Here is a 14,413-nt window from a genome sequence, read left to right on the forward strand (position 1 = left end):
TCGCCCTGATGTCCGTTGTGGACGGTTATGTCCAGGAGATCGCGATGGCGGACGGGGACGACGCCGACCTGGCCGGGCACCTGGGCGTGGCCGCCGCGAAGCACAGCGCGCTGACGGCGGCGGCGTGCGAGCTCGGCGCGCTGGCCGCGGGGGCGACCAGGAGCCGGGTGGAGCTCCTGCGGGAGTTCGGCGACGACATCGGCCTGGCGCGCAAGCACGTGGACGACGCGCTGGCGCCGCACGACGAACCGGCGAGCGGGCTTCCGGTCGTGGTGGCGGCGGTCGGCGGGACCGACGTCGAGGCGGGGCGGAGGTGGTGCGTGCAGCAGGCGGAGCTGCTGCACGCCCGAGCCCTCGGCCACCTGCGGCAGGCCGGCGTGGGGGAGGCGACCGACCTGTCCGTGCTCGCGACGGCCCTCACGACCGCCCGGTGCATCCCCGTCGTGCCTGTCCAGCCGACCGGCGGCTGACCCCGGCTACGGCCGCAGGACGAGCTTGCCGGCGGCGTGGCCGTCCGCGCTGACCTCCTGCGCCTTGGCGGCGTCCGCCAGGGGGAACGTCTGCGCGACGCGCACCGTCAGCCCGCCGTCGGCGGCGAGACGGGCGTACTCGCCGAGCCGGGAACCGAACGGGGCGCCACCGCCACCACCGGAGAACGTGATGCCCAGTTCGGAGGCGGCCTGGGCGGAGACGATCGTGACGATCCGGTCGGTGCTCCCCCTCAGCCCGATCAGCACGTCCACGTCCTGCCCGGCGGCGTCGTACACGGCGTCGACGCCCTGCGGCGCGATCGCGCGGACCCGGTCGGCGAGCCCGTCCCCGTAGGCGACCGGGGCCGCGCCCAGCGACCGCAGGTAGTCGTGGTTGCCGGGGGAGGCGGTGCCGATGACCGTGGCACCGCGTGCGACCGCGAGCTGGACGCCGACCGCGCCGACCACTCCGGCCGCACCGTGCAGCAGCAGCGTGTCGCCCTCCCCGACGCCGAGCGCGTCGAGCACGCGGACCGAGGTCTCGACGGCGACGGGCAGCGCGGCGGCGACGTCCCAGTCGAGGTCCGCCGGCTTGGGACCGAAGTCGGCGGCCAGCGCGTGCTCGGCGTAGGAACCGGTGGTGGCCCAGCCCAGGACCTCGTCGCCCACCGCGACGCCCGTCACGCCGTCGCCGACCTCGTCGACGACACCGGCCACCTCGATGCCCGGCACCACCGGGAACGGCGCGGACATGTGCGGCATCCACCCGTTGCGGATCTTGTAGTCGATCGGGTTGACCCCGGCCGCCACGACCTTGAGCCGCACCTGACCCGGTCCGGCGTGCGGCGCCTCGACGTCCTCGAGGCGCAGGACCTCGGGACCGCCGAACTCGGTGTAGGTGATCGCCTTCATCTTCGTGCTCCCGTGCTCGTCGCTCTGGGTGACACGTCAACCCTGGCGGTCGAGCCGTCGTGCCGGAGCCAGTACTTCGGCTAGTCCGGGCTGGCCGGAAGACCAGGCGGTCACTCCGCCGGGCGGCGCTACGCTCGGATCATGGACCTGCGGACGGCCGTCGAGGTGATCCAGGCGCCCCTGGGCGAGACGTTGCAGCGGCTCTCCGCCGCGCTGGGCGAGACCATTCCCCACCGGGCCGTCGCGGAGCTGTCCAACTGCACGTTCGCGCCGTTCAAGGTCCGCGGTCAGGTGCCCGGCGTGCAGATCGGCATCGCCGACGTCGCCGCGTTGAGGTCGCTGGTGCCGGCGTGCGGCGCCTGGCAGGGGCGCGCGGTCGTGGCCGGTGCGGAGCTCCCGCTGGTGGTGCTGGTGAGCGACGTCCCCGAGCAGAGCTCGCTGCTCGTGCTCGTCCGGACCGAGGACGTGGTGCTGCCCGAGGAGGTCCTGGCCCCGGCGCACTCCCTGTGGGACCTCGTGACCGCGCACGCGGAAGGCCTGCGCAACGAGGCGATCCCCGCCACGCTCGCGGTGTCGCGGGCGGCCGCCGCGGCGCGAGCCATGACGCTGTCCGACCTGGGCGACGCGTACGGGACCGCGCTGACGGCGTTGCTCACCGTGCTGCGCGACCGCGCCGTCGACGACGCGTCGGCACGGTCGCGCGCCGTCGACCTGGCCGTCACCGCGCTGGTCGACCTGCGGTCCCGGGCCGACATCGAGCGGGCGCTGACCGAGGAACGCGCCGGGGACGCCTTCGGCCGTCTCGCCGAGTCGCTGCGCCGGGTGTTGCGCGGCCGCGGCGTGCGGCTCGACCTGGGCACGCCCGGCGCGGAGGAGGGTGCTGACCGGCGCATCCCCGCCGAGGTCGCCACGACGGCCAGTGCGGTGATCAGGTCCGCCGTGCACGCGATGCTGGACGACCAGCGCGACGTCAGCCGCGTCCACGTCGCCTGGAAGGTCGTCGGCACCGCGCTCAGGGCGACCGTGCGCGACGACGGCCCCGGCACCCTGACCTGCGGCAGTCTCGACCGCCGCCACGCCGCCGAACGCCTGGGCCCGCTCGGCGGCAGGTCGGAGGTCGACGCCGTGCCGGGCTGGGGCACGACCGTGACGATCGAGGTGCCGCTCGGCCCGCCGGAGAACCCGCGCGAGGACCCGCTGACCGTCCTCGGCGCCCGTGAGCTGGAGGTCCTGGGACAGCTCGCCCGCGGCCGCCGCAACCGCGACATCGCGGGCGAGCTGCACATCAGCGAGTCCACGGTGAAGTTCCACGTGGCGAAGATCCTGGAGAAGCTCGGCGTCGGGTCGCGCGGTGAGGCGGCCGCGCTGGCGCACGAGTGGGGCGCGGCGGCCGCGAGGTGACCGGGCGCGGGCCGCGTGAGGGGTCGGCCCGCTGTCCACCGGGACTCCACCCGTGTGCCCGAGCCTCGGCGCAGGGCCTTCTTCCTGCTCGATCCAGAGACCTGGACCACGCTCGGTTGCACGTCCAATAGTAGGAAGTCAAACTATTCTCATGACGACGTCGTCCCCTCTGCACAAGCCGGCGAACCCGGTGCGCTTCGTGACCGCGTCCAGCCTCTTCGACGGCCACGACGCGGCCATCAACATCATGCGGCGCATCCTGCAGGCGCAGGGTGCGGAGGTCATCCACCTCGGTCACAACCGGTCGGTGGCGGAGGTCGTGAACGCCGCGATCCAGGAGGACGCGCAGGGCATCGCCATCAGCGCGTACCAGGGCGGGCACGTCGAGTACTTCTCGTACCTGGTCGAGCTGCTGAACGAGCGCGGCGCCGGGCACATCCGCGTCTACGGCGGCGGTGGCGGCGTCATCGTCCCCGAGGAGATCGAGCTGCTGCACTCGCGCGGCGTCGCGCGGATCTTCTCGCCGCAGGACGGGCAGTCGCTCGGCCTGGCGCGCATGATCAACCTGATGGTCGAGGAGTGCGACCACGCGCTCACCGAGCCGTTCAGCCACGACGCGCTGCTGACGGGAGCCGACGAGGCCCTGGCGCGCGCGATCACGCACATCGAGGCCGGTACCGCCGAGCCGGTGACGACCACCCGCAAGGTGCCGGTCCTGGGCATCACGGGCACCGGTGGCTCCGGCAAGTCGTCGCTGACCGACGAGCTCGTGCGCCGGTTCCGGCTCGACCAGCAGGACAAGCTGCGCATCGCGGTGCTCGCCGTCGACCCGACGCGCCGCCGTGGTGGTGGCGCGCTCCTCGGTGACCGCATCCGGATGAACTGCCTCGACGGCGACCGCGTGTTCTTCCGTTCGCTGGCCACGCGCCGTGCGGGCAGCGAGATCCCGGACGGCCTGGAGCAGGCCATCGTGGCGTGCAAGGCGTCCGGTGCCGACCTGGTCATCGTCGAGACGCCCGGCATCGGCCAGGGCGACGCGGCGATCGTGCCGTTCGTCGACTTCTCGCTGTACGTGATGACGCCGGAGTTCGGTGCCGCGTCGCAGCTCGAGAAGATCGACATGCTCGACTACGCCGACGCCGTCGCGATCAACAAGTTCGAGCGCCGCGGCGCCGAGGACGCGCGCCGGGACGTGGCCCGCCAGATGGTCCGCAACCGCGAGGCGTTCGGCGCGAAGTGGGAGGACATGCCGGTCTTCGGCACGTCCGCCGCGACGTTCAACGATGACGGCGTCACCGCGCTCTACCAGTTCCTCCGCGACGGCCTCGCAGACCACGGGCTCCCGGTGGAGGAGGGCGCGCTCGCCGCCGTCTCCGGCAAGACCTCGACGTCGGCGTCCACGGTCGTGCCCGCCTCCCGCGCGCGGTACCTGTCCGACATCTCCGACACCGTGCGCGGCTACCACCGCAGGACCGAGGAGCAGGTCGCCGCGGTCCGCACGCACACCCAGCTCACCGCCGCGCAGAAGGCGCTGGAGGCCGCGGGCAAGGGCGTCGCCGACATCGCGGAGCTGGCTTCCGGCGCCGAGCGCAAGCTCGACCGCGACACCACCGACCTGCTCCGGGCGTGGCCCGCGACCGTCGAGCAGTACTCCGGCGACGAGCTCGTGTTCAAGGTGCGGGACAAGGAGATCCGCACCCGGCTGACGCGGGAGACGTTGTCCGGCAACGAGGTCCGGCGCGTCAGTCTGCCCCGGTACGACGACGAGGGCTCGCTGCTGCGGTTCCTGCGCAAGGAGAACCTGCCGGGCTTCTTCCCGTACACGGCGGGCGTCTTCCCGTTCAAGCGCGAGGGCGAGGACCCGGCGCGCATGTTCGCGGGCGAGGGCGACGCGTTCCGAACCAACCGCCGCTTCAAGTACCTGTCGAAGGGCAACCCGGCCACGCGCCTGTCGACGGCGTTCGACTCGGTGACGCTCTACGGCCGCGACCCCGACACCCCGCCGGACGTCTACGGCAAGATCGGCACCTCCGGCGTCTCGATCGCGTCGCTCGACGACATGAAGGCCCTGTACGACGGCTTCGACCTGGTCGCGCCGACCACGTCGGTGTCGATGACGATCAACGGCCCGGCGCCCACGATCCTCGCGTACTTCCTGAACACCGTGATCGACCAGCAGGTCGGCAAGTTCCGCGCCGACGAGGGTCGTGAGCCGTCGGAGGAGGAGTACGCGAAGCTGCGGGCGTTCGCGCTGGCCAACGTCCGCGGCACCGTGCAGGCCGACATCCTCAAGGAGGACCAGGGCCAGAACACCTGCATCTTCTCCACGGAGTTCTCGCTGCGCATGATGGCGGACATCCAGGAGTGGTTCATCCAGCAGCAGGTGCGCAACTTCTACTCGGTGTCGATCTCGGGCTACCACATCGCCGAGGCCGGGGCGAACCCCATCAGCCAGCTCGCCTTCACGCTCGCCAACGGCTTCACCTACGTCGAGTCGTACCTGGCGCGCGGCATGGACATCGACGACTTCGCGCCGAACCTGTCGTTCTTCTTCTCCAACGGCATGGACGCCGAGTACAGCGTCATCGGCCGCGTCGCCCGGCGGATCTGGGCCGTGGCCATGCGCGACCGCTACGGCGCCTCGGAGCGTTCGCAGAAGTTCAAGTACCACGTGCAGACGTCCGGCCGTTCGCTGCACGCGCAGGAGATGGACTTCAACGACATCCGCACGACGCTGCAGGCGTTGTGCGCGCTGTACGACAACTGCAACTCGTTGCACACCAACGCCTACGACGAGGCGATCACCACTCCCACGGAGTCGTCCGTCCGCCGCGCGATGGCCATCCAGATGATCATCAACAAGGAGTGGGGCCTGTCCGCGAACGAGAACCCGTTGCAGGGCTCGTTCGTGATCGACGAGCTGACCGACCTGGTCGAGGAGGCCGTGCTGACGGAGTTCGACCGCATCTCCGAACGCGGCGGCGTGCTCGGCGCGATGGAGACGGGCTACCAGCGCGGCCGCATCCAGGACGAGTCGATGCTCTACGAACAGCGCAAGCACGACGGCTCGCTGCCGCTGGTCGGCGTCAACACTTTCCTGCCGGAGGACGGCACGCACGAGGTCGTGAAGATCGAGCTCGCCCGCGCCACCGAGGAGGAGAAGGAGTCGCAGGTCTCGCGGACCCGCGCCTTCCAGGCCGCGCACCGCGACGAGGCCCAGAAGGCGCTGGCCCGGCTGCGCGAGGTCGCGCAGACGAACGAGAACGTGTTCGCCGTGCTGATGGACGCGGCGCGGGTGTGCACGCTCGGGCAGATCACCGAGGCGTTCTTCGAGGTGGGCGGGCAGTACCGCCGCAACATCTGAGCCTCAGACGGCGTAGGGCCGGCCGACGATCCACCCGCCCACGTGGCCGGGCAGCTCGCCGGTCGGCACCACCTCGACCGGGTCGCCCTCGCGGACGACTCCCGGCCGGATCACCCAGCTGTCCAGGCAGAGCACGCCACCGAACTCGCGCCGGATCCGCCGGTGCACGTCCAGGTCCTGCTCGCCCGTGTCGGGGTCGATCGTCGTCACGACGCACCGCGCGCGTTTCTGGAACATCCCGATCACCACGTCGCCGACGACGAGCGCGTGTCCGGGCCACGAGTCCTCGGCGCCGGCCTCGACGCCGCCGATCAGGATGTTGGGCCGCAACCGCCGCACGTCGACCCCGGCGGCCGCGACCTGCCCGTCCGTCGCCACCAGGACGTTGAGCACGTCGAACCGCTCCGGCCCGGAGTAGCGGGTCAGCCTGCCGCCGAACGGCAGCACCTTCTCGTGCGCCTGCCAGCTGTCCCAGGGGTGCCCGTCGACGAGGGGCCCGTCGGGGCCGGTGGTCGCGGGGATCGTGAGCAGCCCGTAGCGGGTGCGTCCGGTCAGAACGCCCCGCGGGCCCTGCACGTGCACGAGCCGGTCGCCCTCGACGCCGTCACTCGTGAACACGGCTTCGGTCAACGGCTCACCGCCCAGTGACTTCACCGGGTAGCGCCACAACGCCTCGACGTGCACGGCCGTCACTCCGCCGGGATCTCGTCGGTCGACGCCGGGTCGACGCGGCGATCGGACTCGGCGATCCGCACGTCGTCGATGCTCGCCTCGCGCCGGGACATCAGGCCGGACTCCGCGAACTCCCAGTTCTCGTTGCCGTAGCTGCGCCACCACTGGCCCTCGTCGTCGTGCCACTCGTACTGGAAGCGCACGGCGATGCGGTTGCCGCTGAACGCCCACAGCGACTTGCGCAGCACGTACTCGTGCTCGCGCTCCCACTTGCGGGTCAGGAACGCGACGATCTCGTCCGTGCCGCGGACGAACTGGGACCTGTTGCGCCACACCGAGTCGGGTGTGTAGGCCCCGGCGACGCGCTGCGGGTCGCGGGTGTTCCAGGCGTCCTGGGCGGCCTGGACCTTCAGCCGGGCGGTCTCGGCGTCGAACGGGGGCACGAGCTTCACGACGGGTCCCTCCAACGGTTGGGTGACGCTGTAAACGTTAGAACGTGTGTCTAACGGATGCAAGCTCGTGTTACCGTTAGGCGTGCTGACGCCCGACGAACCCCGCCCGGTCCTGCTGATGAACACCGTCTGGGCCAACCGGTCGCAGGTGCACGACGACCTGACCACCGTCGGTGGGCTCCGCGACTTCCTGGGCGTGCCGGCGGACGAGGCCGACCTGGCGGCGTTCCGCGCGCTGCGGCAGGCGTTGCGCGACCTCGCGGGCGTGCTCACCGAGGACACGCGTGCGGTCGCGCGGGATCGCGACCTGGACCGCGCGGTGGCCGAGGTCAACCGTGCGGCGAAGAGCGCGCCGCTGTGGCCGCAGCTGGCCGTCCGTGGCGGAGAACTGGTGCGGCACAACGAAAGCGGGGGATCGCTCGCGGAGGGGGAGCGCGCGTCGATCGCCGCGGAGGCCGTCGCGCTGTTCACCGGCGAGAACCGGGTTCTGTTGCGCGCCTGCTACGCGCCGGGCTGCGTGCTGTACTTCGTGAAGGACCACCCGCGCCGGGAATGGTGCTCGCCGTCGTGCGGCAACAGGGTCCGCGCCGCACGCCACTACCGGCGCAACCGGGGTGAATCGCCTGGTCCGAACGGGTTTTCCTGATCGTCGGGCCTACACATGAGCCGCCGCCGTTCCGATAACCCGGTTACTGAGGCGCATTTTTCGTGTGGTGGTGATCCGCGATGTCCCGAGAACCCGTGCCAGGCCACGACATCAGCTATCACCTCGTCTGCTTCGACGAGACCGGAAACGAACGGGGACGCGAGAGCGCGGACGTCGTGTACGACGCCCGTCGCGGCGTGACCGACGTGTTCTTCTTCATCCACGGGTGGAACGGCGACGTGCCGGCCGCCCGTCAGCAGTACGGGCAGTGGGTCGCGACGATGGCCGGCTGCCGCGCCGAACGTGAGGCGGCGCACCGGCTTCCCGGCGGCTTCAAGGCGTTGCTCGTCGGCCTGCACTGGCCGTCGAAGGCCTGGGGCGACGAGGACGTCCGGTCCGACGAGTTCATCAGGGCGCAGGCGAACAGGCTCGGCGGTGGTGCCGCGCGCACCGCCGCCGTGCGCACGATCGTCGAGGCGGCACGGGACCACCCGTGCCGGATGTCCCCGGCGGTCCGGCAGGCCTACGACTACCTGGAGAGCTCGGTGCCGGACCTGCCGGGCGAGGACGGGTCGGCGTTCGACGCCGCGCAGCTCTACCGGGCCTGCCTGGAGGACCCGGCGCTGGGCGGAGTGCTGTCGCCGCTGAGGATCCTGACGTTCTGGAAGATGAAACGGCGCGCGAGGGTGTTCGGCGAGAGCGGTGCCGCCCGCCTCGCCCGCGAGGTGGCCCAGGCCGCTCCGGACGCCCGCGTCCACCTGATGGGCCACAGCTTCGGCTGCATCACCGCGACCGCGATGGCCAACGTCGTGCCGGCCGCGACGCTGACCCTCGTGCAGGGAGCGATGTCGCTGTGGTCGTTCGCCGAGCACCTGCCCGGCGAGGCGGGGGCCGGCTACTTCCGCGGCGTGCTCGGCCGCGTGCCGGGCCCGATCATCGTGACCACGTCGTCGAACGACTACGCCATCGGCAGGTTCTACCCGCTGGCCGCGCGGTCGGGCCGCCAGGTCGACCTCGACTCCTACCCGACGTACGGCGGTCTCGGCTCGCACGGCGTGCAGGGCACCTACGCCCACGGCCACAAGATCGACTCGCCCGGCGAGCTGACCAGGGGACAGGTGCACAACGTCGACTGCACGTCGGTGATCCGCCGCATCGACGGCATCGCGGGCGCGCACAACGACATCTGCCACCCGGAGCTCGCGAGGCTGCTGTGGAAGGCGGTGGTGTCGCGCTGAAACTCCACAAAGGAGGTCAGCCGAGCCGCAGCACCATCTGCGGTACCAGAGTGTTGCCGAGGTAGGGGCGCAGGTCCGAGCGCAACGCCGACAGGCTCACGGGGTCGAGCGCGGGCGCGACCAGGATTCCGACCGTGCCGGCCGTGAGGACGACGCGTTGCATGGCCTGCCCTGCCCGGATCTCCGCCGCGGCGCCCTGGTTGAACGTGCACAGCACGAGCTCGGAGTGGTCCGTGACGTGCACCCACGCCCGTTCGACCTCGGCCGCCCGCGACAGCAGCCCGCGCCACGAGGCCGGTTCGGGGAACGTCGTCCACGTGCGACGGTTCGTGCGCAAGGCGTGCAGCAGCGCCAGCACGTCCGGCTCCGGTTCCTGGTAACCACCGAGCCGCACGGCCGCGGCGGCGTCGGCGGCGCTCCGGCCGGGCAGCAGCGTCACGAGTGGACGGATGCCGTGCCCCTGCAACGCCAGCCGGACGTTCAGCAGCGCGACCCCGCAGGCGATCCGCGCCTCCCTGCTGTGCGGCGGGGTGGTGTGCAGCTCGATCTGCTCGGGACGCACCTCGAACCGGACCCCGGGAGCGGCGGCTCGCGCGAGCGCCAGGACGCTGCGCACGTCCTCGCCCGCGAGTCCCAGCGAGTCGGGCACGGCGATCGTCATGGTGACACTGTGCGGGGGTCCAGACCATCCGGCCACGGTCGAAGGTCCCCTCTTCGCAGGGCCGTGCGATCGGGAGGCCGTGGGATGCGGGAAAGTGTGCGAATCTAGTCGTCGTGCCTGACGTGCCCGGTCGCCGCGACCTCGAAGAGCTGCTCGACGAGGTCCGCGACCGCATGGACGAGATCGTCACCACCCGCGACCACATGCAGGAGCTGCTCGGCGCCGTCCTCGCCGTCGCGTCCGGGCTGGAGCTGGAGCCGACGCTGCAGCGCATCGTGCAGGCGGCGGTCGACCTCGTGGGCGCGCGGTACGGCGCGCTGGGCGTCCTCGGCACGCGCGACGACCTCGCCGGGTTCCTCCACGTCGGCGTCGACCAGGTGACGCGCGCGAAGATGGGCCACCTGCCCGAGGGCAAGGGACTGCTCGGGCTGCTCATCAAGGACCCGACGCCGTTGCGGCTGAGCGACCTCGCCCGGCACGAGATGTCGGTCGGCTTCCCGCCCAACCACCCGCCGATGCACAGCTTCCTGGGCGTGCCCGTGCGCGTGCGCGACGAGGTCTTCGGCAACCTCTACATGACCGAGAAGATCGACGCCGCCGAGTTCACCGCCGACGACGAGGCCGTGCTCCAGGCGCTCGCGGCGGCCGCCGGCATCGCGATCGAGAACGCCCGGCTGTTCGAGCGCTCCCGGCTGCGCGAGCGGTGGCTGGAGGCGATCGGCGAGGTCAACTCCGAGCTGCTCGGCGGCGCGTCCGGCGAGTACGCGCTGCGCCTGATCACCCAGCGGACGCTGGAGCTGGCCGGCGCCGACTGCGCGCTCGTGGCGCTCGGCGACGGCGGGAACACGCCGTTGGCCGTGGCGGCGAACGCGGGCGTGAAGATCGACGACTTCGCCGCGCGCGACTACGCCCTCGACGAGGTGGTGCGCTCCGGGGTGCCGCTGCTGGTGGACGACCTGCGGTCGGAGTTCGGTCCCGCGCTGGCCGTGCCGCTGCGGTCGGGGCCGGTCGTCACGGGCGTCCTGGTGGTGCTGCGCAAGGCGGGCGGGACGAGGTTCCTGCCCGACCAGGTGCCGGTGCTGGCGTCGTTCGCCGACCAGGCGGCGGTCGCGCTGGAGTTCGCCGAGCAGCAACGCTCGCAGCGCCTGCTGGACGTGCTGGAGGACCGCGACCGCATCGCCCGCGACCTGCACGACCACGTCATCCAGCGGCTGTTCGTCACCGGCCTGACGTTGCAGGCGACCATGCGCCGCGTCGCCGACCCCGAGGTGGCCGCGCGCCTGCAGGCCGCCGTCGAGCAGCTCGACGAGACGGTCCGCGAGATCCGCACGTCGATCTTCGACCTGCACTCGACGGACAACACGTCGCTGCGCCGCCGCCTGCTCGACCTGGTGGCGGGCCTGACCGAGCCGACGCACCTGAAGCCGGCCATCCGCATGTCCGGCACGGTCGACAACTCGGTGCCACCGGAGCTCGCCGAACACGTCGAGGCCGTCGTGCGCGAAGCCGTCACGAACACCGTGCGGCACGCCCAGGCGACCGAACTGCTGGTGCTGGTCGACGCCGGCGAGGACATCGTGATCACCGTGCAGGACAACGGGATCGGTGTTCCCGGTGACGCCTCGCGCAGCGGCCTGCGCAACCTCGCCCACCGTGCGGAGAAGTTCGGTGGCACGTTCACGGTGAGGGCGGGCGAGGACGGCGGCGCGTGCCTGGTGTGGCGGGTCCCGCTCTAGCGGGGCTTCTCGCCGTCCTTGCGGAACTGCGACGCGAACACGGCCGCCTGCGTGCGGCGCTGCATGCCGAGCTTCGCCAGCAGGTGCGAGACGTAGTTCTTGACCGTCTTCTCCGCGAGGAACATGCGCTCGGCGATCTGCCGGTTCGTCAGGCCCTCGCCGATGAGGTCGAGCACCGTGCGCTCCTGCTCGCTGAGCATGCGCAGCGGGTCGCCCTCCTCGCGTTCCCGGCGGATCCTGTTGAGCAGCGCGGACGTCGTGCGAGCGTCCAACAGGGACTGTCCCGCCGCGACGGTGCGCACGGCGTTGACCAGGTCGGCGCCGAGGATCTGCTTGAGCACGAACCCGGACGCGCCCGCCATGATCGCGTCGAACAACGCCTCGTCGTCGGCGAAGCTCGTCAGCATCAGGCACTGGAGGCCGGGCAGGCGGCTGCGCAGCTCGCGGCACAGCTCGATGCCGTTGCCGTCGGGCAGCCTGATGTCGAGCACCGCCACGTCGGCCTGGGCGCCCGGCACCTTCGCCAGGGCCTCCGTGACCGATGCGGCGTCGCCGACCACCTCGAGATCGGACTCCTCGCCGAGCAGGTCCGCGATGCCGCGGCGGACGATCTCGTGGTCGTCGACGAGGAACACGCGCGTCGCCATGGAGGTCACGGTAGCCCAAGGCACCGGCCCCGAGGGGACCAACGGCACGCGCCGCGCTAGGCCGATCGGGCGTCGTTGTGAGCCACGTGAACGGGAAAGTCCGGGCCACTGCTGGAGCGCCCGGACTTCCGCGGTGGTGCTGCCGCCTGGATCAGGCCTGCTTGATCGCCGAGATCTCGAACTCGAGGACGACCTTCTCGCTCACCAGGACGCCGCCGGCCTCGAGGGCCGCGTTCCAGCTGACGCCGTAGTCCTTGCGGTTGATGGTGTGCGAGCCCTCGAAGCCCACGCGGGTGTTGCCGAACGGGTCGACGGCCACGCCCTCGAAGGCGAAGGGGATGGTGACGCTCTTGGTGACGTCCTTGATGGTGAGGTCGCCGGTGATCTCGAAGTTGTCGTCGTCGATCTGCTTGGCGGAGGTCGAGACGAACTTGATCTCCGGGTAGGTCTCGACGTCGAGGAACTCGTTGGTGGTCAGGTGACCGTCGCGCTGGGCGTTGCGGGTGTCGATGCTCGCGGCCTTCACCGTGACCTCGGCGGTCGTGTTCTCCGGCTTGTCGCCGTCGATGGTGATCTTGCCGTCGAACTCGTTGAACGCACCACGGACCTTCGTGACCATCGCGTGGCGGGCGACGAAGCCGATGCGGGAGTGCGATCCGTCGATGACGTAGTCGCCGGTCAGTTCGGTGAGGTTGGTGGCCGTGGTCATGGCGTTCAGTCCTTCGGTTGCGCGATTTGGTTGAAGTGTCACTCACCCTGCCGGAACGTGGATGATGTGTCAACTATTCCCGTATGCTGAACCGGTGACACGATGGTTGGAACCTGAGCAGCAGCGTGCGTGGCGTGCCTACGTCCGCATGCAGGGGGAGCTGAACGCGCACCTGAGCAGGCAGATGTCGGTCGACTCGGAGATCTCGATGGCCGACTTCGCCGTGCTGGTGCAGCTCACCGACACGCGTGACGAACGCGTGCGGGTGCTGGCGCTCGCGCGGTCGTTGAACTGGGAGAAGAGTCGCATCTCACACCACGTCGCGCGAATGGAGAAGCGCGGCCTGGTGCGCAGGGAGAGCTGCGGCAGCGACGGGCGCGGGTCGTTCGTCGTGCTGACGGACCTGGGCCGGTCCGCGATCGAGGCGGCCGCGCCCGCGCACGCCGAGACGGTGCACAAGCTGGTGTTCGACCAGCTCACCGACGTCGAGGTCGAGGCGCTGCGGGAGATCTCCGAGAAGATCTTCACGCGCTTAACGACCGGCGAATGCGCGGCGGTAGTCGCTGGGTGCGATGCCGACGACGCGGTGGAAGTGGTGCCGCAGGAGAGCGGCTGTCCCGAAGCCCGACCGGACGGCGACGGCGTCGACGTCCAGGTCCGACTCCTCCAGCAGCCTGCGCGCGTGGAGCACCCGTTGGAGTGACAGCCACTTGTTCGGGGTGGTGCCGGTCTCCGCGGCGAACCGGCGTGCGAACGTCCGCTCGGACATGACGGCGAGCTTCGCCATGGACGCCACCGTGTGGTTGTCCGCGATCGTGTCGAGCACCCTCTCCAGCACCGGTTCGAGGCTGTCGGAGCTGCACTCGGGGATGGGGAGCTCCACGAACTGCCGCTGACCGCCGTCGCGCTGCGGTGCCACGACCATCCGGCGCGCGATGGTGTTGGCGATCTTGGTGCCGAGCTCCCGCCGGACCAGGTGCAGGCACGCGTCGATGCCCGCGGCCGTGCCGGCGCTCGTGATGATGTCGCCGTCGTCCACGAACAGCACGTCCGGGTCGAGCCGCGCCTTCGGGAAGCGCTCCCTGAACTGCGGCGCCTCACGCCAGTGCGTGGTGCAGTGCCGGTCGTCGAGCAGTCCGGCCGCGCCGAGGATGAACGCCCCGCTGCAGACGCTGAGCAGCGTCGCACCGGTCTCCTGGAGCGCCTTGACGAGCTTCTCCGGGTACTCGTCGCGGACGCGGGCGGCCGGGAGCGCGACGAGGTCGACGCTCTGCAGCGCGTCGAACCCGTGCTCCGGCGTGATGCTCACGCCGCGGACGCTCGTCACCACCGGCTCGTTCGGGAGATCGCCGCACACGCGGAAGTCGACGAGCGGCACGCCCTCCTCGGTCCGGTCGACGCCGAACACCTCGCAGAGCAGGCCGAACTCGAACGGCGCGACGCCGTCGATGAGGGGAACCGCCACCGATCGCAGCATGGCAGGATATTAGCGCGCACCGTCAGAT

The 14,413-nt window shown here is 71.1% G+C and carries 12 protein-coding genes and 2 pseudogenes; 7 read left to right on the forward strand and 7 right to left on the reverse strand.

The window, feature by feature from the left end; genetic code table 11:
* A pseudogene (locus VF330_RS33810) lies at positions 1–470 on the forward strand (hypothetical protein); the annotation flags it as partial.
* A gap of 6 nt (positions 471–476) precedes the next feature.
* Here VF330_RS33810 and VF330_RS33815 read toward each other — a convergent pair.
* Positions 477–1,382, reverse strand: coding sequence for an NADP-dependent oxidoreductase (locus tag VF330_RS33815; RefSeq protein WP_330855781.1), 906 nt, complete (start codon positions 1,380–1,382; stop codon positions 477–479).
* Positions 1,383–1,523: 141 nt separating this feature from the next.
* On the opposite strand from VF330_RS33815, the gene VF330_RS33820 reads away from it, so the two are divergent.
* The gene (locus tag VF330_RS33820; protein WP_330855782.1) at positions 1,524–2,783 is read left to right on the forward strand and encodes a helix-turn-helix transcriptional regulator; all 1,260 of its coding nucleotides are present in this window, start codon (positions 1,524–1,526) and stop codon (positions 2,781–2,783) included.
* 151 nt (positions 2,784–2,934) lie between these two features.
* Positions 2,935–6,147 carry a fused isobutyryl-CoA mutase/GTPase IcmF gene (icmF, locus tag VF330_RS33825; protein WP_330855783.1) on the forward strand — a complete coding sequence of 1,071 codons (3,213 nt, stop codon included), beginning with the start codon at positions 2,935–2,937 and terminating at the stop codon, positions 6,145–6,147.
* 3 nt (positions 6,148–6,150) lie between these two features.
* Here the strand turns inward: icmF and VF330_RS33830 are convergent, their stop codons facing one another.
* Together VF330_RS33830 and VF330_RS33835 are read right to left on the reverse strand one after the other, a co-directional pair.
* On the reverse strand, positions 6,151–6,840 hold the full coding sequence (locus VF330_RS33830) for an MOSC domain-containing protein (protein ID WP_330855784.1): 690 nt from the start codon (positions 6,838–6,840) through the stop codon (positions 6,151–6,153).
* Positions 6,837–7,271, reverse strand: a complete 435-nt coding sequence (locus tag VF330_RS33835) for a nuclear transport factor 2 family protein (protein ID WP_330855786.1) — start codon at positions 7,269–7,271, stop codon at positions 6,837–6,839. Before VF330_RS33835 ends, VF330_RS33830 begins: the two co-directional genes overlap by 4 nt.
* Positions 7,272–7,353: 82 nt before the next feature.
* Here VF330_RS33835 and VF330_RS33840 point away from each other — a divergent pair, with 82 nt between their 5' ends.
* Together VF330_RS33840 and VF330_RS33845 are read left to right on the forward strand one after the other, a co-directional pair.
* Complete coding sequence (locus tag VF330_RS33840) at positions 7,354–7,917, forward strand: CGNR zinc finger domain-containing protein (RefSeq protein WP_330855788.1); 564 nt, start codon at positions 7,354–7,356, stop codon at positions 7,915–7,917.
* A gap of 80 nt (positions 7,918–7,997) precedes the next feature.
* Positions 7,998–9,155, forward strand: a complete 1,158-nt coding sequence (locus VF330_RS33845) for a hypothetical protein (RefSeq protein ID WP_330855789.1) — start codon at positions 7,998–8,000, stop codon at positions 9,153–9,155.
* Positions 9,156–9,171: 16 nt separating this feature from the next.
* Here VF330_RS33845 and VF330_RS33850 read toward each other — a convergent pair whose 3' ends face one another.
* Positions 9,172–9,816 (reverse strand): hypothetical protein, encoded by a 645-nt coding sequence (locus VF330_RS33850; protein ID WP_330855790.1) that lies wholly within the window; start codon positions 9,814–9,816, stop codon positions 9,172–9,174.
* Between the two features lie 113 nt (positions 9,817–9,929).
* Between VF330_RS33850 and VF330_RS33855 the strand changes: the two genes are divergently transcribed.
* On the forward strand, positions 9,930–11,552 hold the full coding sequence (locus VF330_RS33855; RefSeq protein ID WP_414675519.1) for a GAF domain-containing sensor histidine kinase: 1,623 nt from the start codon (positions 9,930–9,932) through the stop codon (positions 11,550–11,552).
* Here VF330_RS33855 and VF330_RS33860 read toward each other — a convergent pair.
* Positions 11,549–12,199, reverse strand: a complete 651-nt coding sequence (locus tag VF330_RS33860) for a response regulator transcription factor (RefSeq protein ID WP_330855791.1) — start codon at positions 12,197–12,199, stop codon at positions 11,549–11,551. The genes VF330_RS33855 and VF330_RS33860 overlap by 4 nt on opposite strands.
* Positions 12,200–12,350: 151 nt before the next feature.
* A complete protein-coding gene (locus tag VF330_RS33865; protein ID WP_330855792.1) occupies positions 12,351–12,908 on the reverse strand; it encodes a YceI family protein in 558 nt (185 codons plus the stop codon).
* 208 nt (positions 12,909–13,116) lie between these two features.
* Between VF330_RS33865 and VF330_RS33870 the strand changes: the two are divergent.
* Positions 13,117–13,305 (forward strand): annotated as a pseudogene (locus VF330_RS33870) (MarR family transcriptional regulator); the annotation flags it as partial.
* Between the two features lie 135 nt (positions 13,306–13,440).
* On the opposite strand, the gene VF330_RS33875 reads toward VF330_RS33870, so the two are convergent.
* Positions 13,441–14,385, reverse strand: coding sequence for a helix-turn-helix domain-containing protein (locus VF330_RS33875; RefSeq protein WP_330855793.1), 945 nt, complete (start codon positions 14,383–14,385; stop codon positions 13,441–13,443).
* Between the last annotated feature and the right edge of the window lie 28 nt (positions 14,386–14,413).

Source organism: Lentzea sp., from assembly GCF_036380075.1.
Lineage (GTDB): Bacteria > Actinomycetota > Actinomycetes > Mycobacteriales > Pseudonocardiaceae > Lentzea.

Bases quoted from the DNA above. Each gene is read 5' to 3' on its own strand.
- VF330_RS33815 (WP_330855781.1), bottom strand. From the start codon at position 1,382: ATGAAGGCGATCACCTACACCGAGTTCGGCGGTCCCGAGGTCCTGCGC.
- VF330_RS33820 (WP_330855782.1), top strand. From the start codon at position 1,524: ATGGACCTGCGGACGGCCGTCGAGGTGATCCAGGCGCCCCTGGGCGAG.
- icmF (WP_330855783.1), top strand. From the start codon at position 2,935: ATGACGACGTCGTCCCCTCTGCACAAGCCGGCGAACCCGGTGCGCTTC.
- VF330_RS33845 (WP_330855789.1), top strand. From the start codon at position 7,998: ATGTCCCGAGAACCCGTGCCAGGCCACGACATCAGCTATCACCTCGTC.
- VF330_RS33850 (WP_330855790.1), bottom strand. From the start codon at position 9,816: ATGACGATCGCCGTGCCCGACTCGCTGGGACTCGCGGGCGAGGACGTG.
- VF330_RS33860 (WP_330855791.1), bottom strand. From the start codon at position 12,199: ATGGCGACGCGCGTGTTCCTCGTCGACGACCACGAGATCGTCCGCCGC.
- VF330_RS33865 (WP_330855792.1), bottom strand. From the start codon at position 12,908: ATGACCACGGCCACCAACCTCACCGAACTGACCGGCGACTACGTCATC.
- VF330_RS33875 (WP_330855793.1), bottom strand. From the start codon at position 14,385: ATGCTGCGATCGGTGGCGGTTCCCCTCATCGACGGCGTCGCGCCGTTC.